Genomic DNA, 22825 nt, shown 5'->3' on the forward strand with positions numbered 1-22825 from the left:
CCCGGAGCACCGGTGCCACGGTCGACGCCACGCCCACCAGCGGCGCCACGACCAGCACCAGCGCGTACGCCATCGGCGAGTCGACCCCGGCCAGGCCGAGGAGGGCCACCAGCCCGATGCGCAGTCCGCCGTCGATCCCGAGCTGGGTGCCGTACCAGCCGAACTGCCGCAGCCCGGAGAGCACGCCCCGGGTGGTGTGCGCCACGGCCAGCGCGGCGAGCGCGCCGCAGAGCGCCCACACCAGCCCGGTGTCACCGGCGAAGAGGCGGTCGCCGAGCACGTCGGCGGCGGCGACGCAGGCCAGCACCAACAGACCCAGCGTGACGGCGGCGACGGCGGCACCGCGCGCCAGGACCGGGCCGGGCGGCAACCCCCGGGTACGGCGGGCCGCGACCAGCCGGGCCACCTCCTGCTCGACCGGCAGGAACACGCCGAGGCCGACGGTGAACACGAAGGACCAGAGCACCGAGAGCGACGAGTAGTCCCCGGCGGTGAGGTTGTGCCCGGCCACCGCGAGGTGCACGTACGAGGCCAGGCCGACGATGGCCAGACCCGCGCCGACCGGGACGGTGCCGGGCGGTACGAGACGGAGCAGGCGACCGATCACCGGCGGATGAGGGCCAGCGTGAGCACGGCCAGGGCCCGCCCGAGATAGATCATCGCCTTCGCGGGGGAGTGGCTCGGGGTGCCGGCCATCCGCCGCCGCATCGCCACCGGCACCTGCTGGATGCGGTAGCCCCGACGGGCGGTGTGCACCAGCGTCTCGACGGTGTCGCCGAGGTACTCGGCGGGGTACCACTGGGCGAACATCTCGATCATCCGTCGGTTGGCGGCACGGAAGCCCGAGGTGGTGTCGGTCAGGGTGGTGCCGGACAGGCCGGAGAGCACCATCGACAGCATCCCCATCGCCCATCGCCGGGGTCCCCGCACGGTGTACTCACCCTCACCGGCGAACCGGGCACCGATCACCAGGTCGTGGTCGTCGAGCAGGTCGACCAGCTTCGGTACGTACCGGGGGTCGTGCTGGCCGTCGGCGTCGATCTGGACCGCCACGTCGTAGTCGTGGTCGTAGGCGTACCGGTAGCCGAGGCGCATGGCGCCGCCGACACCGAGGTTGTACGGCAGCCGGGCGACCCGGGCACCGGCGGCGGCGGCGACCGCCGAGGTGCGGTCGGTGGAGCCGTCGTCCACCACGAGGACGTCGACGCCGGGCAGCTCGCCCCGGACCTCGCGGACCACGTCGGCGATGGACCCGGCCTCGTTGAGCGCCGGGATGATGACCAGGAGCCGCTTGCCGTTAACCATCGCGGGACACCAGCTCTTCTCGTGCGGCCCGGTCGGCCTCGAACTCGGCGCGGATCAGCGCGATCTCCTCGGCCAGCGTGCGGGTCTCCTCCTCCAGCGCGCTGACCTCCCAGCTCAGGTGGATGCAGACGAGCAGCAGGAAGACGATGCCGAGGAAGAGCACGAGGCTGACGCCGGAGGCGACACCGAGCAGGTCGGCGACGCCGTCGAGCAGCCGGGGGAACAGCGACAGGGGGATGACCACGAACAGCAGCCCGAGCCAGAGCATGCCGTACTTCTCACGTAGCTGTCGGCGGCGCAGCAACTCGACGATCGTGGCCAGCAGGACCAGACCGGTCAAGCCGGTGACCAGGGTGAGCTTCATGCGACCTTCCACGGGGAGGGTGGAGCGGCGGGAGCGAGAGCGTCGCTCAGTGTGGCGTGCCAGTCCGGTAGGGGTGACAGCCCGGCGGCGGCCCATCGGTCGTGCCCTAGCACACTGTACGCCGGTCGGGCGGCGGGACGCGGAAAGCGGTCGCTGGTGATCGGCCGGATCCGGTCCGGATCGAGCCCGTGCAGGGCGAACGCCGCGCGGGCCAGGCCGTACCAGGTGGTCTCCCCGGCGCAGGTGCCGTGGTAGACGCCGGGGGCCGCCCGACCGGCCAGCGCCGCCCCGGCCAGGGCCACCAGCTGCCGCGCCAGCGCGTACGACCAGGTGGGCTGGCCCCGCTGGTCGTCCACGACGTCGAGGAACTCGCGCTGGTCCGCGAGGCCGAGCATGGTGCTGACGAAGTTGCGGCCGTGGGTGCCGTACAACCAGGCGGTGCGGACCACGTAGCCGGTGTCGGGCAGGTGCCGGGTCACGGCCAGTTCCCCGGCGAGCTTGCTCCGGCCGTACGCGTTGATCGGCGCGGTGGGGGTGTCCTCCGGGTACGGGGTGTCGGCGTCGCCGGGGAAGACGTAGTCGGTGGAGAGCTGGATCAGGCGGGCGTCGTGCGCGGCGCAGGCCGTGGCGAGGTGGGCCACCGCCTCACCGTTGACGCGGGTGGCCGCCGCCTCGTCCGACTCGGCGCCGTCGACGTCGGTCCACGCGGCGGTGTTGATCACCACGTCGTGTCCGGCCACCGCGGCGTGCACCGCGGCGGCGTCGGTGATGTCGAGCTCGGCCCGGGTGGCGGGGGTCACCGTGTCCGTGGTGGCGAGCACCTCCACCAGGTCCCGCCCGAGCATCCCGCCGGCGCCCGTCACCAGTGCCCTCACGCGGACTGCGCCCGGGTCAGCGGTTCCCACCAGGAGCGGTTGTCCCGGTACCACCGGACGGTGTCGGCGAGGCCGGCCTCCAGCGGGATGCTGGGGGCGTACCCCAGCTCCGTGTTGATCTTTGAGATGTCCAGCGAGTAGCGGCGGTCGTGGCCCTTGCGGTCGGGCACCGCCACCACCCGGTCCCAGTCGGCGCCGCACGCGTCGAGCAGCAGCGCGGTCAGCTCCTTGTTGGTCAGCTCGGTGCCGCCGCCGATGTGGTAGACCTCGCCGGCGCGGCCCTTCTGCTGCACCAGCGCGATGCCCCGGCAGTGGTCGTGCACGTGCAGCCAGTCCCGCACGTTGCCGCCGTCGCCGTAGAGCGGCACGGTCCGCCCGTCGAGCAGGTTGGTCACGAACAGCGGGATGACCTTCTCCGGGAACTGGTACGGCCCGTAGTTGTTGGAGCAGCGGGTGACCACCACGTCCAGGCCGTGCGTGCGGTGGTACGCCAGCGCCAGCAGGTCGGAGCCGGCCTTCGACGCCGAGTACGGCGAGTTGGGCGCCAGCGGCCAGTCCTCGGTCCACGAGCCGTCCGCGATCGAGCCGTACACCTCGTCGGTGGAGACGTGCACGAACCGGCCGGTGCCGTGCCGCAGCGCGGCGTCGAGCAGCGTCTGGGTGCCCAGCACGTTGGTGGTGACGAACGGCGCGGCCCCGGCGATCGAGCGGTCGACGTGCGACTCGGCGGCGAAGTGCACGATCACGTCGTGCCCCGGGACGACCTCGTCCACCACCTTGGCGTGGCGGATGTCACCCTGTACGAAGCGTAGTCGCGGGTCGTCGCGGACCGGGTCGAGGTTGGCCCGGTTGCCGGAGTACGTCAGGGCGTCCAGCACGGTGATGCCCGTGGGCTCCACCGGAGACTCCCCCTGCGCGCTGCCGCCGGGTGCCCCCAGCAGCATTCGGACGTATTCCGAACCGATGAAGCCGGCGCCGCCGGTGACCAGGATCCTCACGGATCCGGAAGTCTACGCGAATCCCCCGCAAAGCAGCGGTTGCGCCGCGTGGCCTGCGCCGGTTGCTCCCGGTACGCTCCCCGGGTGCGTGGAATCCTGCTCGCCGGCGGCACCGGTAGCCGACTGTGGCCGATCACTCGGGCGGTGTCGAAGCAGCTGATGCCGGTCTTCGACAAACCGATGATCTACTATCCGCTCTCCACCCTGGTGATGGCCGGGGTGCGGGAGATCCTGGTGATCACCACCCCCGAGGAACAGGGCCAGTTCCAGCGCCTGCTCGGCGACGGCAGCCAGTTCGGGCTGCGCCTGGAGTACGTCGCGCAACCCCGCCCGGACGGCATCGCCCAGGCGTTCGTGCTCGGCGCGGACTTCATCGGTGACGAGGCGGTCGCGCTGATCCTGGGCGACAACATCTTCCACGGCGTCGGCCTGGGCGGCCAGCTCGCCGCCGCGGGCGACCCCGTCGGCGGGCGGATCTTCGCCTACCCGGTGGCCAACCCGCAGGCGTACGGCGTCGTGCACTTCGACGACGACGGCCGGGTGCTGTCGATCGAGGAGAAGCCGGCCCGGCCCAAGTCCCGGTACGCCGTACCCGGGCTGTACTTCTACGACAACCGGGTGGTGGAGATCGCCCGTGGCCTGACCCCGAGCGCCCGGGGCGAGCTGGAGATCACCGCCGTGAACGAGGCGTACCGGCTTGCTGGGGAGCTGTCGGTGACCGTGCTGGACCGGGGCACCGCCTGGCTGGACACCGGCACCTTCACCTCGCTGATGCAGGCCGCCGAGTTCGTCCGGGTCATCGAGGAACGGCAGGGCATGAAGATCGGCTGTGTCGAGGAGGTGGCCTGGCGGGCCGGCCTGATCGACGACGCGCGGCTGCGGACGCTGGCCGAGCCGCTGACCAAGAGCGGATACGGCGACTACCTGCTCGACCTGCTCGCCCGGGAGCGCGGTGACCTGGTCGACCGGACCGTACCGGTGCAGGTGACCCCGTGAAGATCCGGCCGCTGAGCATCGAGGGCGCCTGGGAGGTCGTCCCGCAGCAGCACGGCGACGCGCGTGGGCTGTTCCTGGAGTGGTACCGCTTCGACCGGCTCGCCGAGGCGGTCGGGCACCCGCTGCGGCTGGCGCAGGGCAACCTCTCCGTCTCGGCCCGCGACGTGGTGCGGGGCATCCACTTCGCCGACGTGCCTCCCGGGCAGGCCAAGTACGTCACCTGCGTACGCGGCGCGGTGCTCGACGTGGTGGTGGACCTGCGGGTCGGTTCGCCGACCTTCGGTCGCTGGGAGGGCGTACGCCTGGACGACGTGGACCGGCGCGCGGTCTACCTGGCCGAAGGGCTCGGCCACGGCTTCTGCGCGTTGACCGACGACGCGACGCTCAACTACGTCTGCTCGACCACCTACAACCCCTCCGGTGAGCACGGGGTGCACCCGCTCGACGAGGAGCTGGGCATCGAGTGGCCGACCGGGTCTCCGCAGCTCTCCGACCGCGACGCCGTCGCGCCGAGCCTCTCCGAGGCGCGCCGCCGGGGGCTGCTGCCGGACTACGACACGTGCCGGGCGTACACGGCGGGACTGGCCGGGGCGGGGCTTCCCGGGGCGTCCTGACCGGGCCTCATCGACGCGTACGGGCCGCGACAGTGACGAAGTCGGCCTCGGTACGGCTAATGTCTCATCATGGAGCGGCGAATCTTCGGTCTGGAGACCGAGTACGGCGTCACCTGCACCTACCGTGGGCAGCGGCGGCTGTCCCCTGACGAGGTAGCCAGATACCTGTTCCGCCGAGTGGTGTCCTGGGGCCGGTCGAGCAACGTCTTCCTCCGCAACGGCGCACGCCTCTATCTCGACGTCGGCTCACACCCGGAGTACGCCACCCCGGAGTGCGACTCGGTGGTCGACCTGGTCGCCCACGACCGGGCCGGTGAGCGGATCCTGGAGGGTCTGCTCATCGACGCGGAGAAGCGGCTGCACGACGAGGGCATCGCCGGTGAGATCTACCTGTTCAAGAACAACACCGACTCGGCCGGCAACTCCTACGGGTGCCACGAGAACTACCTGGTGTCCCGGCACGGGGAGTTCGGCCGGCTCGCCGACGTCCTGATCCCGTTCCTGGTCACCCGGCAGTTGATCTGTGGCGCCGGCAAGGTGCTGCAGACCCCTCGCGGTGCCGTCTACTGCCTGTCCCAGCGGGCCGAACACATCTGGGAGGGCGTCTCCTCGGCGACCACCCGCAGCCGCCCGATCATCAACACCCGGGACGAGCCGCACGCCGACGCCGAGCGGTACCGCCGCCTGCACGTCATCGTCGGCGACTCCAACATGAACGAGGTCACCACGCTGCTCAAGGTCGGCACCGCCGACATCGTGCTGCGGATGATCGAGGCCGGGGTGGTGATGCGCGACCTCACCCTGGAGAACCCGATCCGGGCCATCCGCGAGGTGTCGCACGACATCACCGGTCGCCGCAAGGTGCGGCTGGCCTCCGGAAAGGAGATCAGCGCGCTGGAGATCCAGCAGGAGTACCTCTCCAAGGCGATCGAGTTCGTCGAGCGGCGCGGCGGCGACCAGACCGCCAAGCGGGTCGTCGAGCTGTGGGGTCGGGTCCTCAGCGCGGTGGAGAGCGGTGACCTGGAGCCGGTCTCCCGCGAGATCGACTGGGTCACCAAGCTCCGGCTGATCGAGCGCTACCAGCGCAAGCACGACCTGCCGCTGTCGCACCCCCGGGTGGCGCAGATGGACCTCGCCTACCACGACCTGCGCCGGGGACGTGGGCTCTACGCCCTGCTGGAGCGGCGTGGCGACGTGGACCGGGTGGCCACCGACCCGGAGATCTTCGAGGCGAAGGAGACGCCGCCGCAGACCACCCGGGCCCGACTGCGCGGCGAGTTCATCCGGCACGCCCAGGAGAAGCGGCGGGACTTCACCGTCGACTGGGTGCACCTCAAGCTCAACGACCAGGCGCAGCGCACCGTGCTGTGCAAGGACCCGTTCCGGGCGTACGACGAGCGGGTGGAGCGGTTGATCGCCAGCATGTGACCTGGTCTACCCGGGTCCGTCCGCACGCCGGACGGGCCCGGGTAGGCTGGTCGGGCCATGCTTCCTCCCGAACCCCCCACCCCAGGCACCGAGCGGCAGAGCTGGATCGAACGCCGCCGCGAGAAGGTGCGCGCCGAGGTCGAGCGCAACCGTCGAGGCGAGTACACCGTGCCGACCTGGGTGCTGGCGCTGGCCCTGGCCGCGATGGTCGGCGGCTGGATAGCCCTGATCATCTTCGCCTGAGGCGTAAGGAAGGGCACCTTATTAACGCCTGCGGTAGAGCAGGGGACCCCTACTCACACGATTCCTCAGGGCGCGGCGGACGGTGGTGGCGTCACGTGACTCAGAACGCAGCGGGCGGCGGGGACGTCGTCGACGTGAGGCGGGCCGCGTACCGGCCGGCTGCCGCGGCGGCCAGGAAGTAGGCGTGGTCGGCGTCCAGGCCGCGTCCCATCGTCGACAGCGGCACCGGGCTGCGCCGCAGCGCCGCGTCCAGGCCCGCGTCGTCCACCCGTACCACCGTGTGCCGGTCGGCCAGCGGTGCCAGCGCCGCGTCGACCTCGGCCGCCAGGGTCGGGTCCAGGCCGTCGGGCACCACCAGGTCCGCGCGGGCCAGCGCCACCCGCCCGTACGAGGTCAGGCTGTGGTGCGACACGCCCCGGTGCCGGGGGCGGGGGTCGGCGTCGGAGATGCGGAGCGAGCCGACCGGCCGCCCGCCCAGCGCGGCGACCGCGTTGACCGCCTCGCCCACGGCCACCCCGGAGAAACCCCAGCGGGTGCCGGTGCCCAGGTTGCCCGGACCCTGCGCCACCACGGCGACGTCGGCGTCCAGGACGTACCGGGCGGCGAGCAGCCCGCTGTGCAGGGTGGACGCCTCCAGGTCGCCGCCGAACGCCTGCCCGACGCTGATCGTGCCGACCAACTCGTCGCGGAGCCCGGCCAGGGTCCGGGAGAACCAGGCGGGCAGCGCCCCACCGTCGGTGAGCAGGTACGCCACCCTCGCCTGCGGCGCCTCGGCCCGGATGCCGGCCAGGATCGCCGGCAGCGCCGAGTGCAGGTCGGCCGTCACCACCGGCAGTCCACCCAGGTCTTCGGCGGCGGCCAGCACCTCGCGGTGCGGTGATGCCTCCTCGTCCACCCCGAGCAGGATCGGCTGCAACGGGGTGTAGCGCGCCTTGACCAGGTGGCCCGCGTCGCGGGAGTCGAGGGCCTGCGGCGGGTCCGGCGGCAGCCGGTCGGGCACCGCCACCACCATGGCGTACCCGCCGGTGCCCAGGCCCATCAGCAGCGCGCCGGCGTTGAGCAGCACCCGGTCGCCGGGCTCGGGCTCACCCACCAGTTCCGGGTACGCGAGCGCCCGCATCGACGTGCCGTCGGTCAGCTCGACGTCGAGCTCGACTGCTCCGGTCCACCGCCGCCGCAGCGCCGCCACCACGCCTGCCCGCCATCGCACCATGCCCGCACGCTAGCTCCACCCCGCCGTCCACTCACGCCCGGGTAAGGATGTAAGGAAGGGACCCTTCCTATACACGAGGCGTTAGTAGGGGGCCCTTCCTTACATCCGGGGGCGGCGCGGGTGCGTGGCGGGAGCGGTACGGCTGCTAGCGTCTACGCCGTGTCGCGAAGTCGCACCGAACGCCTGGTCAACCTGGTGATCTGCCTACTGTCCACGCGGCGGTTCCTGACCGCTGCGCAGATCGCCGCGACCGTGCCCGGCTACGAGCACCATCCCGACGACGCCCGGGAGCACGAGGCGTTCCAGCGCAAGTTCGAGCGGGACAAGGCCGAACTGAGGGAGTTGGGCGTACCGCTGGAGACCGGGACGGCGAGCGCCTTCGATACCGAGCCGGGTTACCGGATCGCCCAGCGCGAGTACGCCCTGCCCGACATTCCCCTGAAACCGGACGAGGCCGCTGCGGTCGGCATCGCCGCGCGGCTGTGGCAGCACGCCGGCCTGGCCGCCGCCGCCTCCTCCGGGTTGGCGAAGCTGCGCGCCGCCGGGGTGGACGTGGACCCGCAGGCCACGCTCGGCCTGGAACCCATGGTGACGGTCGATCCGGCGTTCGCCCCGCTGACCGCCGCCGCGCGGGACCGGCGCGAGGTCCGCTTCGACTACCGGGTACCCGACCAGGACGCACCCACCCGCCGCCGCCTGCAACCGTGGGGAGTGGTCTGCTGGCGTGGCCGGTGGTACGTGGTCGGCCACGACCTGGACCGCGACGCCACCCGCTGCTTCCGGCTGTCCCGGGTCGCCGGTCCGGTCCGGGCGACCGGCGCGTCGGGCGCCTACCAGCCACCGGCCGACGTCGATCTGATCAGCCACGTGGCCCGCTGGTTCGGGCCGACCGAACGGCCCGGTCGGGCCACCGTGCTGGTGGCCTCGGGGCGGGCCGCCGGGCTGCGCCGCTGGGCCGTGGAGGCAACCGTCGGGCCGGAGGGCGACCGGCTGGTCCTGCCCTACGCCGACGCCGACTCCCTGGCCGGGCATCTGGTCGGCTACGGGCCCGACGTGCGCGTGCTGGACCCACCGGAGGTACGCGAGGCGGTCATCCAGCGTCTCAAGGAGATCGCCGTCCGGCACGACGAGATGGCGGTGAGTGAGCTTGCGAGCCCCGCGTTCGCGAACGAAAGGCCGGCTCGGTGAGCGCGAGGAGTGAGCTTGCGAGCCCCGCAGTCGCGAACGAAAGGCCAGCTCGGTGAGCGCGAGGAGTGAGCTTGCGAGCCCCGCAGTCGCGAACGAAAGGCCAGCTCGGTGAGCGCGAAGACCTCCTCCCGCACCTCGGCCGACCGGCTGGCCCGGTTGCTCAACCTGGTGCCGTACCTGCTCGCCCGGCCCGGCATCGAGATCTCCGAGGCGGCCGGCGACCTGGGTGTCACCGAGCGTCAGCTCCGCGAGGACCTGGAGCTGTTGTGGGTCTGCGGGCTGCCCGGGTACGGGCCGGGTGACCTGATCGACATGGCTTTCGACGGCGACCGGGTGACGATCACCTACGACGCCGGGATCGACCGGCCGCTGCGGCTCACGCCCGACGAGGCGCTGGCCCTGGTGGTGGCGCTGCGGATGCTGGCCGAGACGCCCGGGGTGGCCAACCGGGAGGCGGTGGAACGGGCCCTCGCCAAGATCGAGGACGCGGCCGGTGACCAGGTCGCGGCGCCGGTGGAGGTGCGGCTGCCCGGCGACACCGGCCGGGTGGAGCAGCTCCGTGCCGCCGTGGAGGGCGGCCGGGCGCTGCGCATCACGTATTACACGGCGGCGCGGGACGAGACCACCGAGCGCGTCATCGACCCGCTGCGGGTGCTGATGGTCAGTGGCCGCACGTACGTCGAGGCGTGGTGCCGCCGGGCCGAGGCGGTCCGGTTGTTCCGGGCCGACCGGATCGACGCGGTCACCGAGCTGAGCGAGGCGGCCGTGGTGCCGCCGCAGGCCCGCCCGCAGGACCTCAGCGAGGGCGTGTTCCGGCCCTCGTCAGAGCTGCCGCTGATCACGTTGCGGATCGGCCGGGGGGAGCGGTGGATCACCGAGTACTACCCCTGTGAGCGGATCGAGTCCGACGGCGAGCGGTGGGAGGTCTCGCTGCGGGTCACCGACCTGGGCTGGGCCCGTCGATTCGTGCTCGGCCTCGGTCCGGACGTCACCGTCGTCGCCCCGGCCGAGTTGGCCGAGCAGGTCCGGGACGCGGCCGTGGCGGCGCTCGAGGCGTACGCGACGCCGGTGTCGCCGGGTGCGGACCCGGCAGGGTCGGCGGCCAGGCAGTAGGCTGACGCCGTGCTGAAGTGGATCGTGCTCGCGCTGGTGCTGGTGCCGTTGGTCGTCCTCGCGCTGGCGGTTCGTCCGGTGATGGCCCGGTTGCCGCATCTGCGTCGTGCGGTCCTGCGGTTGCAGCGGCGGGCCGACGAGGCCGCCGCGCTGAGCGCCGCCGCGGAGAGCCTCCAGCAGCGCGCCGAGAGCATCCAGAGCCGGTTGGAGACGACCGAACAGCGGCTGACCCTGATCCGCGCCAGCCGAGGCGACTGAGCGCCGACCTGCCCCGATCCGACCCCGCATGATCGATTCGGTGGTTGACGGGATGCTCGTACGTGGTCGAGACTTCACCCACCGGGACGCCCCTTCGCCCGGCGGGTGGCAACAGCCGATGACGCACGTACGATGGGCTGCGGTACACCCTCATCGACACAGAGCGACTGGAGTTTCCCATGGGTGCCCTCAGGCCCTGGCACATCGCCGTACTCGTGGTCGTGATGATCCTGCTCTTCGGTGCGAAGCGGCTTCCCGACGCGGCGCGCTCCCTGGGCCGCTCGCTGCGGATCATCAAGGCGGAGACCAAGAGCCTCGCCGACGACGACCGCGACCTCGCCGGCAAGGCCGACGCGCAGGCCGGCTACCAGCCGTACCCGCCGCAGCAGCCCCAGCAGGCCCCGCAGCAGCCGCCGTACCAGGGCACTGTGCAGCCGCCGTACCAGGGTTCCGTGCAGCAGCCGGTCGCCGACCCGGTGCAGCGCGTCCGCGAGAACTGATTCCGGAGGCCGATCATCGTGGCCTTCGGACTCCGCAAACGCGGGCCGAGCAACTTCGAGCGGGCTTCCGACGGCTCGATGACCCTGATCGAGCACTTCCGTGAGCTGCGTAGCCGGCTGTTCAAGGCGTCGCTGGCCATCCTGGTCGGCTTCGGTCTCGGCCTCTGGCTCGCCCGGCCGGTGCTCGACCTGTTGTCCCAGCCGTACTGCCAGCTGCCCGGGAGCACCCTTGCCGACGGTCGGTGCAACTTCGTCCAGCTCGGCCCGGCAGACGTCTTCCTGCTCAACCTGAAGATCAGTCTCTGGGTCGGGCTCATCGTCGCCGCGCCGATCTGGCTCTACCAGCTCTGGGCGTTCATCGCTCCCGGCCTGCACCGCAACGAGCGGCGGTACGCGTACGTCTTCACCGCCCTGGCGGCGCCGCTGTTCGCGGCCGGCGCGGTGCTGGCGTACTTCGTGACCTCCAAGGGCCTGGAGTTCCTGCTCCAGGTCTCCGGCGACGACATCAACACGACGCTGGACATCACCCGCTACATATCGTTCGTCACCAACCTGATCCTGCTGTTCGGGGTGGCGTTCGAGTTCCCGCTGATCGTGCTGATGCTCAACTTCGTCGGTATCGCCAGCGCGAAGAAGCTGCTCGGCTGGTGGCGGATCGCCGTCTTCCTGTTCTTCGCCTTCGCCGCGGTGGTCACCCCGACGCCCGACCCGTTCGGCATGACCGCGCTGGCACTGTGTCTCTGCGCGCTCTACTTCGCCGCCGTCGGGGTCGCGTTCCTCAACGACAAACGGCGCGGGCGCGGCAAGGAGGTCTACGCCGGTCTCGACGACGACGAGGTCTCCCCGCTGGAGCCCGATCCGGAGCCGGTGCAGGCGGGTGCGCGGGTGGAGGCGTCCAGCCCGATCGAGGCCCCCGAGCCGGTCACCGCACCCCGGCCGATCGAGCGTCGCTTCGACGACGTGACCTGACCGGACCGATCACCACGAACGCCGCTCCCGTCGGGGGCGGCGTTCGTGTTGGGCGGACCGGGGAATTCGGCCCGTTCACCGCTGACCCCGGGACCGGATGGCGGGTACGGTGCACGCCGTGACCGCAGACGATCACCTCCCGAATCCCGACGGGCCTGTCGCCGTACTGGCGAATCCGACCGCCGGGCGCGGCCGGCACCGGGGCCTGTTGCCGGACCTGGTGGACCGGCTCTCGACCGCCGGACGTCCGGTCATCGTGGCGATCCGCTCGGCGAGGTCGACGGCCGCTCGGTCGCGGCGGCAGGCTCGGCAGCGGGGATGGACGGTGAGCAGGTGTTCGCTGGTGACGGCCGATGCCAGGTCGATGTGGGTCATGCGGTTGGTGGTGTCGGTCTCGGCGCCGACGGCGTGCCGGAAGTAGCCGAAGCCGAGGGCGGTGCCGACGAGGGCGCCCACCGGCGCGGTCAGGTACTCCGGGACCTGGTCCGGCCGGTCGTCCCGCCACGGGGCGTCGCCGGAGCGGCTGGTGCCGTGCAGGCTCCAGACCACGCATTCCCAGCAGCCACCGGCTGCCCCGCCGCCGGTGGGGCCGACCCATGCGCTGCCGCTGAAGGCGAGGGCGTGCAGGGCGGCGACGCCGTGGGCGCGGGCCACCCGGTTCAGCGTCAGCGCCCGGCCGGCCATCAGCCGGTCGGTGCAGTGCAGGACGGCGTCGTGCGTACCGATCAGGGCGGTGAGCGCGGCGGCGTCGGTGAGCGCGGCGGCGAGGTCCGGACGCAGGTCCAGCTCGGCGGTGGGGTCGTCGGCGCGGTGGCGGTCGAGGATCCGCCGACAGGCCGCCGGGTCGGTCGGCGACTCGGCGGTCGTGACCAGGGTGGCCCGCCGGAGTCCGAGGTCGAACAGGGTCTGGACCAGTGCGGTCAGGCCCGCACCGGCGCCGACCAGCAGGACCCGACTGTTGCGGAAGGACTCAAAGCGGTGCGGCGGAGCGTCGGCGGCGTGCTCGGCGAAGGAGATGGCCTGGCGGTACCGGTCCAGTTCCCAGTCCTGAAGTCCGTGTGGCGGGTCCCGGTCCAGGTCGCGGGCGATGCCCCGGTCGACGAGCATGGTGACCAGGTCGGTGACCAGGCGCTGTTGCGGGGCGGGCAGGCCGGCGGTCAGGTCCGCGACGGTGCGGGTGCCGTCCAGGTGCGGGGCGATCCGGCGGATCAGGCCGTACGCGGATCCGCCGCTGATCTCGGTGCTGGTGGTGCCGGTCTCCAGGTAGACGCCGTCCTCGGTGGGCACGTACATCAGGTCGTCGCGCAGTTTGGCCCTCATGCCGCCACCGCCCGGTCGAGCATGCCCATCCGGACCAGGACGGTGCGGCCGGTGTCCTGGAACGCCTGGCGGCCGTGCAGGTAGCGGGAGTTGTCGACGACCAGGACGTCACCGGCCTGCCAGGGCACGGCGACGGTGAGATCGGCCGCGACCTCGGCGGCGGTGGCGACGAGGGCGCCGTCCACGGGTGGTCCGTCCGGGGTGCGCACCCGTAGTCGCCGATCGTGGTACTCGTCGTCGCGGGGGCGGCTGACGAACAGCGAGTTGCAGAAGGCGGGTACGGCGCCGAACCTGGTCGGCGGCGTGCAGTGGGTGCCGAAGCCGGTCGTCATCCCCTCGTCGGTGACGTCGACGTGGATCGACTCCCACGGGCGCAGGTACGGCTCCCACCGTCGCAGAGCGCCCCGCGCCTCGGCCGGGTCGGTGGTGCCGAACATCCGTTGCCAGTCGGCGGTGGGCATCCGGCTCTCCCAGACGATCTCCATCTGCGTGAACCGCTCACGCGCCGGTGTGGGGAGGGCGGCGAGCAACGCGACACCGTCGCAGAGCGTGGTGCCGCCCCCGCCGTCGGCGGCGGGCCGTTCGCAGAAGAAGGTCATCAGGTCCGGTGAGCCCGGGGCGTACGACGCCTCGCGGTGCAGCGGCATCCCCTGGGTGCCACGGGTGACCGTGGTGGTGGTCGGGTCGTCGTCGACGACGTCCCGCTCGTCGTGGAAGGCGCCGTCGTACGGCAGGGGCGACATCACCGCGTCGCCGAGCCGGACGAACGCCTCGCGTCGGCGGTCGCCGTCGCGCAGCAGGGCCGCCCCGTGCCGAGCCACCGTCGCCAGGACCGTCTCCGGCGCCGGCTGACCGGTGAGCACCGGGATCCGTTGGTCATCCATTCGTGGTTCCTTCCGTGAGTGCCACGGCCAGCAGTCCGGCACGCGACGTGGGCGCGCCGAGCAGGAGTTGCAGGACGGGGGTGTCTCCGCCGGGCAGGCCGAGTCGTGCGGCGATGTCGGGGGCCGAGAACCCGCCGATCGGGCGGATCGCCGCGCCGACCGCCTGCGCGGTCAGGGCGGCCAGTTGCACGACGGTCCCGGTGAGCAGGTGGAGTCGGCGAAACTCCGCAGGGGTCAGCCCGGTCATGGGTCGTCCTCCCCCGGCGACGACGACGATGCTGACGCCGGCGGTCGCCATGCGGTGCGCGACCACGGTGGTGGGCGGTCCCGGCCGGTCGGCACCGGTCGACGGTCGGAGCAGGTGGTGTCGGGGGTCGTAGCGGTAGGCGCCGGGCGGCAGCCCGTCCACCTGGCCGACCAGGCACCACAGTGTCGGGTACAGCGGGTGCCGGGCCAGCTCGTCCAGGGCGGCGGTGGTGGGCCGGTGGCCACCGGCGTACGCGAGGACGTCGGCGAGCTGCGCGAGGCGCAGGCCAGGGGCGAGGTCGCAGGCCGACGCCCGGCCGGCAGCGGCACCGGTCAGGTCCAGCGCCGCGACCTCGGGCAGGTGGACGGGGGCCGCGTCAGACGGTGTCATGGCCTGCGGTGCAGGTGGTGGCACCGCGCGCCGCGGCATGTCGGTTTCGGCCCAGGCGGCCCGGTGCAGGGCCACCGCGTGTGGATCGGCGTCGGCCAGGACGAGCCGGTCGTGGGTCAGGCCGACCGGCTCCGGTGGCGCGGTCCGGCAGGGCGGGGTGCCGGGTCCGGGCGGGGTGTCGGGTCCGGGCGGGGTGCCGGCTTCGGGCGGGGTGTCCGGCGTGGCGGCGGTGGAGATCTCGATCACCGCGTAGACGGTCTCCAGCATGCCGTCGAGTCCCAGCAGGTCGTCGGCGGCCCGTGGATCGGGGGCCAGGTCAGCGGTGCCGGTCTGCGGCCACGTGAGCAGTTGCCCGAGCAGCACGCCGACGTCGACGGTGGCGAGCTGGTAACCGAACGCGCGGTACTTGCTGCCGTTCTTCCACGGTCGGCAGGCCAGCAGCAGCGCGCTACGTCCGGCGCCGTCCGTGGCGGTCGCCGGGCCGAGCAGCCGGTCGACGTCGGCGGCGGGATTCGTGTCGCGCAGCAGTTCGAGGCAGTGGTGGACGTGGTCGTAGTGGTAGACGCCGGAAGGCAGGTCCCCGGATCCGGTCCAGGCGAGGTAGATCTCGCCCGGGTAGTAGGCGCCGCCGGACGGTACGGTCCAGCGCAGGGTGAACCAGGCGGGCAGGACGCGGGTGAAGGCCGGCCCACTGAACGGGGTGCCGGTCAACGCCGACATCCCGGCCTGGGTGAGCATCTCCACCCGGCGCGGTCCGTAGCCCAGCAGCAGCGTGCTGATCCGGTCGAGGCCGGTGTCGGTCAGCGGTGGTGCGCCCGGCCCCGGCCAGGGCAGCGACGTACGCGGGCTGCCCGGGTAGCGTTTGCTCTGCGGCGGCAGGTAGGAGGTGGGTGCCGCGCCGGTCTGGGCGTCGACCGCGTCCAGGTAGCGCGCCACGACGTCGCTCTGTGCTTCGGGTGTCATCTCAGGTCCCCGCGCTCTCGTAGCGACGCAGCCCGGCCTCGAAGATCCGCCAGGCGGCGAGGGCGCAGGCCAGCGCGACGACCGGGGTCAGCAGGCCGATCGTCGTCGAGACGCCCTTGTCCAGCAGCGCTGCGGCGGGAAAGTAGCCGACGAAGGCGACCGGGACGACGACGAGCAGCGCCCGTACGCCGGTGCCGTAGACGGTCAGCGGGTACCGGGCAAGGTCACCGAGCATGTGCACGCTGACCGCGACGGAGTTCGACGGGCTCAGCAGCCAGAACGTCAGCGCGTTGGTGGCCAGGCTGACGGCGATCTTCACCAGCAGACCGCTGGCCAGCAGCAGCACCGCCCACAGCACGGTGACCGGCGACCAGACCACGTCCGTCCGCCCCACCGCGCCGGCCAGCAGCACCGTGCCGATCACGACGTTGCCGAGGCCGTTGACGCCGACCGCCGCGCCGGTCACCTGGAGGATCACCGGGTAGGGGCGGACCAACAGGTAGTCCAGGGCACCGAGGTTGACCATGCCGCTGAGGTGCCAGGTGCCCTCGAAGAACAGGGAGCCGACCCCCTCGGCGAGCATCACCATCGCGCAGACGCAGAGGACCTCCCACTGTGTCCAGCCTTCGAGGACGGGCACCTGCCGGAAGATCGTGGCCACGAAGATCAGCCCGGCCAGTTGGCCGAGTACGGCTGCGGCGATGGTGAGCATCGCGTCGGCCCGGTACTCCAGGACGGCCCGCAGGTGGGCCCCGAGCAGCCGCCGGTAGATCCGTACCGCCTCGATCGTTGCGAGCATGTCAGCCTCCGTGCACCACGAGTCGGCGTACGGCGACGCGCCAGAGCAGCCGGGCGCCGGTCCAGAGCACCGCGACCCAGAGCACCTGGACGCCGATCAGGTACAGCGACTCGGTGCCCCGGACCTGGCCGAGGAAGATCAGTGCCGGGGTGGAGACGATGCCGGGGAACGGCGACCAGGCACAGATCGTCTGGAGCCAGTCGGGGTACAGGGCGATCGGCACCAGCGCGCCCGAGAGGATGTTGGTGATCGCGATCCGGGACATGCTCAACCCGTGGAAGTTGCCCGTCCAGAAGCAGGCCAGGCCGACCAGGTAGACCAGTGCGAACTTCAGCGGCACCATGGCGAGCAGGCTGAGCAGGAAGAGCCCGGCCTGGGTGGGGTCGGGCAGCGGCATCCCGCCGAACGCCAGCAGGAGCACCGAGCCCATCACCGCGACCACCAGCAGTTCGCCGACGAGATAGCCGATCGTCTCGGCGAACCGGGCCACCTGGTAGTCGATCGGGCGGAGCAGGTCGATGGCGACCGAGCCGTCCAGCACCCGCAGGGCGACCTGCCCGTCGGTGAAACTGGACAGCAGGGTGCCGGCCAGGAAGGCGACGAAGAGGTACGCCTTCATCTGTTCCCAGGTCAGGCCGGCCATCTCGCCGCCGGGGTCGGCGGCGAACAACGCCCGCCACACCGCGAACAGCGCCACGGTCTGCACCGCGACCCCGGCGAGTTGCAGCAGGAACTCGCCCCGGTAGACCAGGACCGTCGACCAGGCCATCCGGGCCAGCGTGCGGTACGCCCTCATGCCGGTCGTCCCACGGTCGGCTGACCGAGTTCGCCCGCGTACGCCCGGCGGACCACGTCCTCGATGGAGGGCTCGTCGATCCGCAGGTCGACCACCGGCACCCGGGCGGCGATCGCGGCCACGATCTCGCCCGCGCCGTAGGTAGCGTGGTCGAAGGCGATCGAGACGTGTCGCGGTGAGGTGCCCGGGGACAGGCGGGTGCCCGGCAGGTGGGGGTCGTGGGCGGCGGACCAGTCGGCGTCCAGGGTCAGGTGCAGCGTGCGGTGCCGGGCGACCTGTGCGCGTACGGCGTCGATCGGTCCGTCGAAGATGGCCCGACCACCGTCGATGATCATCAGACGTTGGCAGACCTGCTCGATGTCACCGATGTCGTGCGTGGTCAGCAGCAGTGTCGTGCCGTTACGGCACTGGGCGCGCAGGAAGTCGCGGACCGCCTGGCGGGCGATGATGTCCAACCCGATCGTGGGTTCGTCGAGAAACACCACCGAGGGTGAGTGCAGCAGGGCGGCGGCGAGGTCAGCCCGCATCCGCTGGCCGAGGGAGAGTCGGCGGGTCACCACCGGCAGCAGCTCCCCCAGGCCGAGCAGGGCGTCGAACTCGGCGATCCGCTCCGCGTACCGTCGTTGCGGAATCCGGTGGATGTCGCGCAGCAGCGCGAGTGAGTCGCGGACCTGGAGGTCCCACCAGAGCTGGCTTCGCTGGCCGAAGAGCACGCCGATGTTGCGGGCGTTGGCGAACCGGTTGCGGTGCGGCACGATGCCGCAGACCTCGACCTGTCCCGAGGTCGGCTGGAGAATGCCGGTGAGCAGCTTGACGGTGGTCGACTTGCCGGCACCGTTGGGTCCCACGTAGGCCACGGCCTCCCCGGCCGCGACCGTCAGGTCGATGCCGTTCACGGCCGTGTGCGAGCGGTGCCTGGGCCGGACCAGATGGCGCAGCGACCCGGCCAGTCCCGGTTGCTTGTCGGGCGTCCGGAAGGTCTTGGTCAGGCCACGGGCCTCGATCACGGTGGTGGGGGTCATCGGCGTCGTGGGGTCGGCGTCACTCGGCCGGGAGGGCCGGTGGGACGCGCGGGCGCAGGCGCAGCACCGTACCCAGTCCCTCGACCTCGCCGACGGTGCTGTCGAACGCGGTCCGCAGGACGCGGGTGAGATAGCCGAAGGTGGACATGTCCGGGGCGACCGCGTTGGCGAGTTCGGCTCCGGTGTGGACCAGATGGACCTCCCCGGCGAGGGCACCGCCCACGTTGACGAACTGACAGAACTCCTCCCACCTCAGGTAGCGCCAGAAGTCGACGCTGACGACCGCGTCGAGGCTGCCGGGCGCGATCGGCGGGTCCATGCCGATCAGGTGGTGGTTGGTGGCGCTGACCGGAACGGAGAAGTCGAAGGTCACGGCCCCCTCGGGCAGCGTCGTCCGGTCACTGCCGGTGCCGACCCAGAGCACCCGCTCGCCCGGCAGCTGCGGGGTGAGAAGCGCGACGGCGGTTCCGATCCGGCAGGCCGACCGGGCCAGACAGTCGGCGATCGCTGCCCGGTAGCCCACCACCCGCTCCGCCGAGTCGTAGACGTCCAACATGCCGAAGAACTCCCACTCCAGGATGAGGTACTTCTCGGCGGCGAGACTGCGGTTGGTCCCGAACTCCTGCCAGTTCCGGTCGACGTTGCGGTGATGGGGCAGGTGGTAGGCGGCAGCCGCTTCGTCGAAGGCGAAGTTGCGGTCGTGCAGGCCGAGGTGTTCGTGCACCCGGTAGAACAGCTCGATGTCCTCCAGCCCCCAGCGCAGGCCGAACCGCTCGTCGAATCCGCCGACCGCGTCGAACAGCGCTCGGGAGACCGAGACGTTGTGGGTGTAGGCGAACATCCATCCCGCCTGGAGCCATTCCTCCCCCACCGGGGCCACTCCGGCCGGGAAGCGCAGGTCACCGCCGCCGTCGGCACGTCGGTGCGGCACCGGAATGGTCGGCTCGCCGGCCAGCGCGGCGTTGACGTACGGCAGTCCCAGTTCGTCCCGCCGCCCCAGCAGGACCGCGGGGCGGCCCGCGCCCCGGTGGTGCATCAGGTGCCGTTCCACCAGCTCGGGTGTGGCGTACGAGTCGGAGTCGAGAAAGAGCAGCAGGTCGGCCGAGGCGTGCCGCACCCCCGCGTTACGTGCCGCCGCCCGGCCCTGCCGCTCGGGCAGTTCGACCAGCCGTAGGTTCAGCCCCTTGCCGGCATCGGCCACGTCGGTGTACTCCCCGCCGTCACCGCCGTCGCGCACCACGATCACCTCGAACCGCTCCGGTGCCAGGCTCTGCCGACGCAGCGACCGCAGCGTCAGCTCCAGACACTGGGCGTCCTCGTACGTGGGGATCACCACGCTGATCTCGACGCCGGTGTTCACCTCGGAGGTCATTCCTGAATCCCTTCCCGGATCCGCACGTACTGGCAGGGATTGGGGCGTCGACGTCGACGTCGACGCCCCAACCGGGCGCTGGACCACCGCGTCGCGGCTGACCAGCGCCCGCTACCCGATCAGTGGCAGTTGACGCAGCACCAGCTGATCGGTCGACCGCCGCAGCCGCAGGAACCGCCGCCGCAGGTCTTGCCGTCGCTCGCGCCCTCGGTCAGGACGACGCTGCCGACCGGCGCCACCGCGTACAGGCCGGTCGACTGCTCGTCGCCGTCCGCCCACGAGATGTCGGTGGCGTCCAGGTCGGACAGATCCAATGCTCCACTCATCACAAACTCCTTTCGAGTGAGGTGATCATCGCGACGAGTGTAGGGAGCGCTCCCAAAGTCGCTCCACTCAAGAAAGGTAACAGGACGGTAAACCACCGTTGACGTGTCTCTTTGTCGCACAATTCTCAGCGTTCAACCTCAGTTGAACAGGGCAAATGCTGCTCGGCACCACTTGAACATGTCGCAATGCAATGACTTTGATCGATGTTTGCAGCATTCTTTCCGGGGTCGCACACATGCAAGGAGGGGACCCTTGTAATACACCAGGCGTTAGCCGGGGACCCCCCCTTTCACGCGCCGCCCCGTGCAGCGAGACGGGCCACACCGGGAAGGCGCGCGGCATCTAGTACGTTTGTACTTGTACGGACGTACTAGATGGAGAGGCTGAGCATGACCACCGGACGGCCCGCATGCGGGAAGCGCCCATGACCCCCCGACGGGATCCCGAGGGGCGTCGGCGCGCGATGCTCGACGTCGCCGCGCAGGAGATGATCGACAACGGCTGGGAGGCGCTGACCCACCGCCGGGTGGCCGAGCTGGCCCAGGTGCCACTGGGCGCCACCACCTACTACTTCGACTCCCTCGACGACCTGCGCACGAGTGCGTTGGAAATCGTCGTCGCCCAGGCCGACGAGGAGATCCGGCAGGTCGCGCAGGCCGTCCACGCCTGTGCGGGAAGCCCCGAAGGTCTTGCCGCGCTGTTCATGGAGTACCTGAGCGACCGCGCGCGGCTCAAGGCCGAGAACCTGCTCTACTACGCCGGCGTCCAGCAGCCCGAGTTGCGTCCGTACGCCCAGCGCTGGATCCGGGGCACGACCGAGATGCTCTCGGCGTACGCCACCCCGGAGGCCGCCCAGGCCACCGCCCTCTACCTGGACGGCGTCATCCTCTACACCCTGCTGCACGACCGGCCCGTCGACGAGCGGGCCCTGCGCATGGCCATCACCGCCCTGATGGGCACGTCCCTCCCGGAGAACCAGTGAGTACGACGCACACCTCGGACGCACCCGGGGCCACCGCCGGGCACCTGTCCCCCCGGCGCCGATGGGCCGCCCTGGCCGTGCTCTCCACCAGCCTGCTGGTGGTGGTCATGGACATGACCATCCTGAACGTCGCCCTGCCCGACATGGCCGCGGCGCTGTCGCCGACCGCCGCCCAGCAGCTCTGGATCGTCGACATCTACTCGCTGGTCCTGGCCGGGCTCCTGGTCAGCATGAGCACCCTCGGCGACCGGTGGGGTCGCCGCAGGTTGCTCCTGGCCGGATTCTCGATCTTCGGCGGGGCGTCCCTGCTGATCCTGGTGGCCGAGTCGGCTCCGATGGTGATCGCGGTACGCGCCCTGCTGGGCGTGGGCGGGGCGATGATCATGCCGGCGACCCTGTCGATGATCCGGAGCCTCTTCACCGATCCGGCCGAACGCGCCAAGGCCCTCGGCATCTGGGCGGCGGTGGCCTCGCTGGGCGCGGCCGTGGGGCCGATCGTGGGTGGCGTACTCCTGGAGCACTTCGCCTGGCAGGCGGCGTTCCTGCTCAACGTGCCCTGGATGGTCGCGGCGATCGTCGCGGCGGTGCTGCTGCTGCCGGAGGCCCGCAACCCGAACCCGGGCCGCTGGGACGCGTTGGCCACCGTCCTGTCCATCGCGGGCATGACCGCCCTGGTGTGGAGCATCAAGCGCATCGCCAAGGAGGGGCCGACCGATCTGCTGGCGCTGGCGGCCCTGACGGCAGGGCTCGCCCTGCTGGTGTGGTTCGTGCTGCGGTGCCTGCGCAGCGACTCGCCGCTGCTGCGGGTACGCCTCTTCGCTGTCCCCTCGTTCACGGCCGGCACGTTGGCGGCGTTGTTCACCATGATGGCCATGGGGTCGGCACTGCTGCTCTCGGCCCAGTGGCTCCAACTCGTGCGGGGCATGTCGCCGTTGCAGGCGGGTGTCGCGTTGCTGCCGCTGGCCATCGCCGCGACGGTGGTCTCGCCGCTGGCACCGGCGCTGGCCCAGCGCATCGGCGCCCGTACCGTCCTGGTGGGGGGCCTGGCGCTGGCGGGCCTGGGTTTCGCGGTCCTGGCCGTGGCCCCCGAGCCGCTCGGCTACAGCCCGGTCGGGATCTTCCTGGCCCTGCTCGGGGCCGGGATGGGCTCGCTGGCCATCGCCTCGGCGATCATCATGTCCGGGACGCCGGCCGAGCACGCGGGCAGCGCCGCCGCCATCGAGGAGACCTCCTACGAACTGGGCGCGGTGCTGGGCGTGGCCGTGCTGGGCAGCACGGCGGCGGCGTTGTACCGCGCCGAACTCCCGGCCTCGGACCTGGCCGCCGCCGGGCTGAGTCCCGAGCAGGTGGGGGTGGCCCAGGAGTCGCTCGGTGGCGCCCTGCACGTGCTGGACGGACTGGGCCCGGCCGGGGCCGCTGCTGCCGCCCAGGCCCAGGACGCCTTCACCCACGGACTGATGCTGGTCGGTGGCATCGGCGCCGCGATCATGCTGGTGTCGGTGGTCGTGGTGTTCGCCCTGACCCCGAAGGGACTGGACGTGACCAAGGGCCACTAGCTCCGGCCGCAGTCGCCGCCCGGGCCGGGCAGGGTTGTGCCGCCCGGTCGGACCCGGGCGGCACCGTGCGCTGTCGGCTGCCGTGCCGGACCCGGGACTGGCT

General features: G+C 71.7%; 24 protein-coding genes and 1 pseudogene. 11 read left to right on the forward strand and 14 right to left on the reverse strand.

Translation table 11 applies throughout. From position 1 onward, the window contains the following. The 5 genes and pseudogenes from EYA84_RS07630 to rfbB all read right to left on the reverse strand — a co-directional run. Nucleotides 1-607 (reverse strand): annotated as a pseudogene (locus EYA84_RS07630) (polysaccharide biosynthesis protein); the annotation flags it as partial. Next, on the reverse strand, nt 604-1305 hold the full coding sequence (locus EYA84_RS07635) for a glycosyltransferase family 2 protein (RefSeq protein ID WP_131052318.1): 702 nt from the start codon (nt 1303-1305) through the stop codon (nt 604-606). The gene EYA84_RS07635 and the pseudogene EYA84_RS07630, both read right to left, overlap by 4 nt. Next, nucleotides 1298-1669, reverse strand: a complete 372-nt coding sequence (locus EYA84_RS07640; RefSeq protein ID WP_131052319.1) for a DUF2304 domain-containing protein — start codon at nt 1667-1669, stop codon at nt 1298-1300. The genes EYA84_RS07635 and EYA84_RS07640 overlap by 8 nt, the downstream gene beginning before the upstream one ends. Further along, complete coding sequence (gene rfbD / locus EYA84_RS07645) at nt 1666-2544, reverse strand: dTDP-4-dehydrorhamnose reductase (protein ID WP_162854338.1); 879 nt, start codon at nt 2542-2544, stop codon at nt 1666-1668. The genes EYA84_RS07640 and rfbD overlap by 4 nt, the downstream gene beginning before the upstream one ends. Then, nucleotides 2541-3542: a dTDP-glucose 4,6-dehydratase gene (rfbB, locus tag EYA84_RS07650; protein WP_131052320.1), complete on the reverse strand. Its 1002-nt coding sequence runs from the start codon at nt 3540-3542 to the stop codon at nt 2541-2543. The genes rfbD and rfbB overlap by 4 nt, the downstream gene beginning before the upstream one ends. 84 nt (nt 3543-3626) lie before the next feature. Here rfbB and rfbA point away from each other — a divergent pair, with 84 nt between their 5' ends. The 4 genes from rfbA to EYA84_RS07670 all read left to right on the forward strand — a co-directional run bounded on the left by rfbA (nt 3627) and on the right by EYA84_RS07670 (nt 6823). Further along, nucleotides 3627-4538, forward strand: coding sequence for a glucose-1-phosphate thymidylyltransferase RfbA (rfbA, locus tag EYA84_RS07655; RefSeq protein ID WP_131052321.1), 912 nt, complete (start codon nt 3627-3629; stop codon nt 4536-4538). Beyond that, nucleotides 4535-5152: a dTDP-4-dehydrorhamnose 3,5-epimerase family protein gene (locus EYA84_RS07660; RefSeq protein ID WP_131052322.1), complete on the forward strand. Its 618-nt coding sequence runs from the start codon at nt 4535-4537 to the stop codon at nt 5150-5152. The genes rfbA and EYA84_RS07660 overlap by 4 nt, the downstream gene beginning before the upstream one ends. 69 nt (nt 5153-5221) lie before the next feature. After that, entirely contained in the window at nt 5222-6580 is a 1359-nt protein-coding gene (pafA, locus tag EYA84_RS07665) for a Pup--protein ligase (protein ID WP_131052323.1), read from the forward strand. A 57-nt stretch (nt 6581-6637) separates the two neighbouring features. Continuing rightward, nucleotides 6638-6823 (forward strand): hypothetical protein, encoded by a 186-nt coding sequence (locus EYA84_RS07670; protein WP_131052324.1) that lies wholly within the window; start codon nt 6638-6640, stop codon nt 6821-6823. A gap of 100 nt (nt 6824-6923) precedes the next feature. Here the strand turns inward: EYA84_RS07670 and EYA84_RS07675 are convergent, their stop codons facing one another. Next, nucleotides 6924-8036: a DUF3866 family protein gene (locus EYA84_RS07675; RefSeq protein ID WP_131052325.1), complete on the reverse strand. Its 1113-nt coding sequence runs from the start codon at nt 8034-8036 to the stop codon at nt 6924-6926. Nucleotides 8037-8195: 159 nt separating this feature from the next. Here EYA84_RS07675 and EYA84_RS07680 point away from each other — a divergent pair, with 159 nt between their 5' ends. The 5 genes from EYA84_RS07680 (at nt 8196) to tatC (ending at nt 12064) form a co-directional block, all read left to right on the forward strand. Beyond that, on the forward strand, nt 8196-9224 hold the full coding sequence (locus EYA84_RS07680; protein ID WP_131052326.1) for a YafY family protein: 1029 nt from the start codon (nt 8196-8198) through the stop codon (nt 9222-9224). Between the two features lie 108 nt (nt 9225-9332). After that, nucleotides 9333-10337, forward strand: a complete 1005-nt coding sequence (locus EYA84_RS07685) for a YafY family protein (RefSeq protein WP_131052327.1) — start codon at nt 9333-9335, stop codon at nt 10335-10337. A 9-nt stretch (nt 10338-10346) separates the two neighbouring features. Further along, nucleotides 10347-10595, forward strand: a complete 249-nt coding sequence (locus tag EYA84_RS07690; protein ID WP_131052328.1) for a hypothetical protein — start codon at nt 10347-10349, stop codon at nt 10593-10595. Between the two features lie 179 nt (nt 10596-10774). Next, nucleotides 10775-11095 carry a Sec-independent protein translocase subunit TatA gene (tatA, locus tag EYA84_RS07695; protein ID WP_131052329.1) on the forward strand — a complete coding sequence of 107 codons (321 nt, stop codon included), beginning with the start codon at nt 10775-10777 and terminating at the stop codon, nt 11093-11095. 18 nt (nt 11096-11113) lie between these two features. Further along, nucleotides 11114-12064, forward strand: a complete 951-nt coding sequence (tatC, locus tag EYA84_RS07700) for a twin-arginine translocase subunit TatC (protein ID WP_131052330.1) — start codon at nt 11114-11116, stop codon at nt 12062-12064. A gap of 132 nt (nt 12065-12196) precedes the next feature. On the opposite strand, the gene EYA84_RS33975 is transcribed toward tatC, so the two are convergent. From EYA84_RS33975 to EYA84_RS07740, 8 genes are all read right to left on the reverse strand, one after another. Beyond that, nucleotides 12197-13384: a TOMM precursor leader peptide-binding protein gene (locus EYA84_RS33975; protein WP_131052331.1), complete on the reverse strand. Its 1188-nt coding sequence runs from the start codon at nt 13382-13384 to the stop codon at nt 12197-12199. Continuing rightward, nucleotides 13381-14268: a TauD/TfdA family dioxygenase gene (locus EYA84_RS07710; protein ID WP_131052332.1), complete on the reverse strand. Its 888-nt coding sequence runs from the start codon at nt 14266-14268 to the stop codon at nt 13381-13383. The genes EYA84_RS33975 and EYA84_RS07710 overlap by 4 nt, the downstream gene beginning before the upstream one ends. Then, complete coding sequence (locus tag EYA84_RS07715; protein WP_131052333.1) at nt 14261-15868, reverse strand: hypothetical protein; 1608 nt, start codon at nt 15866-15868, stop codon at nt 14261-14263. The genes EYA84_RS07710 and EYA84_RS07715 overlap by 8 nt, the downstream gene beginning before the upstream one ends. A 1-nt stretch (nt 15869) precedes the next feature. Then, a complete protein-coding gene (locus tag EYA84_RS07720) occupies nt 15870-16667 on the reverse strand; it encodes an ABC transporter permease (RefSeq protein ID WP_236145644.1) in 798 nt (265 codons plus the stop codon). Between the two features lies 1 nt (nt 16668). After that, the gene (locus tag EYA84_RS07725) at nt 16669-17463 is read right to left on the reverse strand and encodes an ABC-2 family transporter protein (protein WP_131052334.1); all 795 of its coding nucleotides are present in this window, start codon (nt 17461-17463) and stop codon (nt 16669-16671) included. Then, nucleotides 17460-18485 (reverse strand): ATP-binding cassette domain-containing protein, encoded by a 1026-nt coding sequence (locus EYA84_RS07730; RefSeq protein WP_131052335.1) that lies wholly within the window; start codon nt 18483-18485, stop codon nt 17460-17462. The genes EYA84_RS07725 and EYA84_RS07730 overlap by 4 nt, the downstream gene beginning before the upstream one ends. A gap of 19 nt (nt 18486-18504) precedes the next feature. Continuing rightward, nucleotides 18505-19857, reverse strand: coding sequence for a glycosyltransferase family 2 protein (locus tag EYA84_RS07735; RefSeq protein WP_131052336.1), 1353 nt, complete (start codon nt 19855-19857; stop codon nt 18505-18507). A 119-nt stretch (nt 19858-19976) separates the two neighbouring features. Continuing rightward, a complete protein-coding gene (locus tag EYA84_RS07740) occupies nt 19977-20183 on the reverse strand; it encodes a hypothetical protein (protein WP_131052337.1) in 207 nt (68 codons plus the stop codon). A 425-nt stretch (nt 20184-20608) separates the two neighbouring features. Here EYA84_RS07740 and EYA84_RS07745 point away from each other — a divergent pair, with 425 nt between their 5' ends. Then, nucleotides 20609-21166: a TetR/AcrR family transcriptional regulator gene (locus EYA84_RS07745; RefSeq protein ID WP_161594925.1), complete on the forward strand. Its 558-nt coding sequence runs from the start codon at nt 20609-20611 to the stop codon at nt 21164-21166. Further along, a complete protein-coding gene (locus EYA84_RS07750; RefSeq protein ID WP_131052339.1) occupies nt 21163-22722 on the forward strand; it encodes an MFS transporter in 1560 nt (519 codons plus the stop codon). The genes EYA84_RS07745 and EYA84_RS07750 overlap by 4 nt, the downstream gene beginning before the upstream one ends. Nucleotides 22723-22825: the final 103 nt, after the last annotated feature.

The organism is Verrucosispora sp. SN26_14.1, from assembly GCF_004307965.1.
GTDB lineage: Bacteria > Actinomycetota > Actinomycetes > Mycobacteriales > Micromonosporaceae > Micromonospora.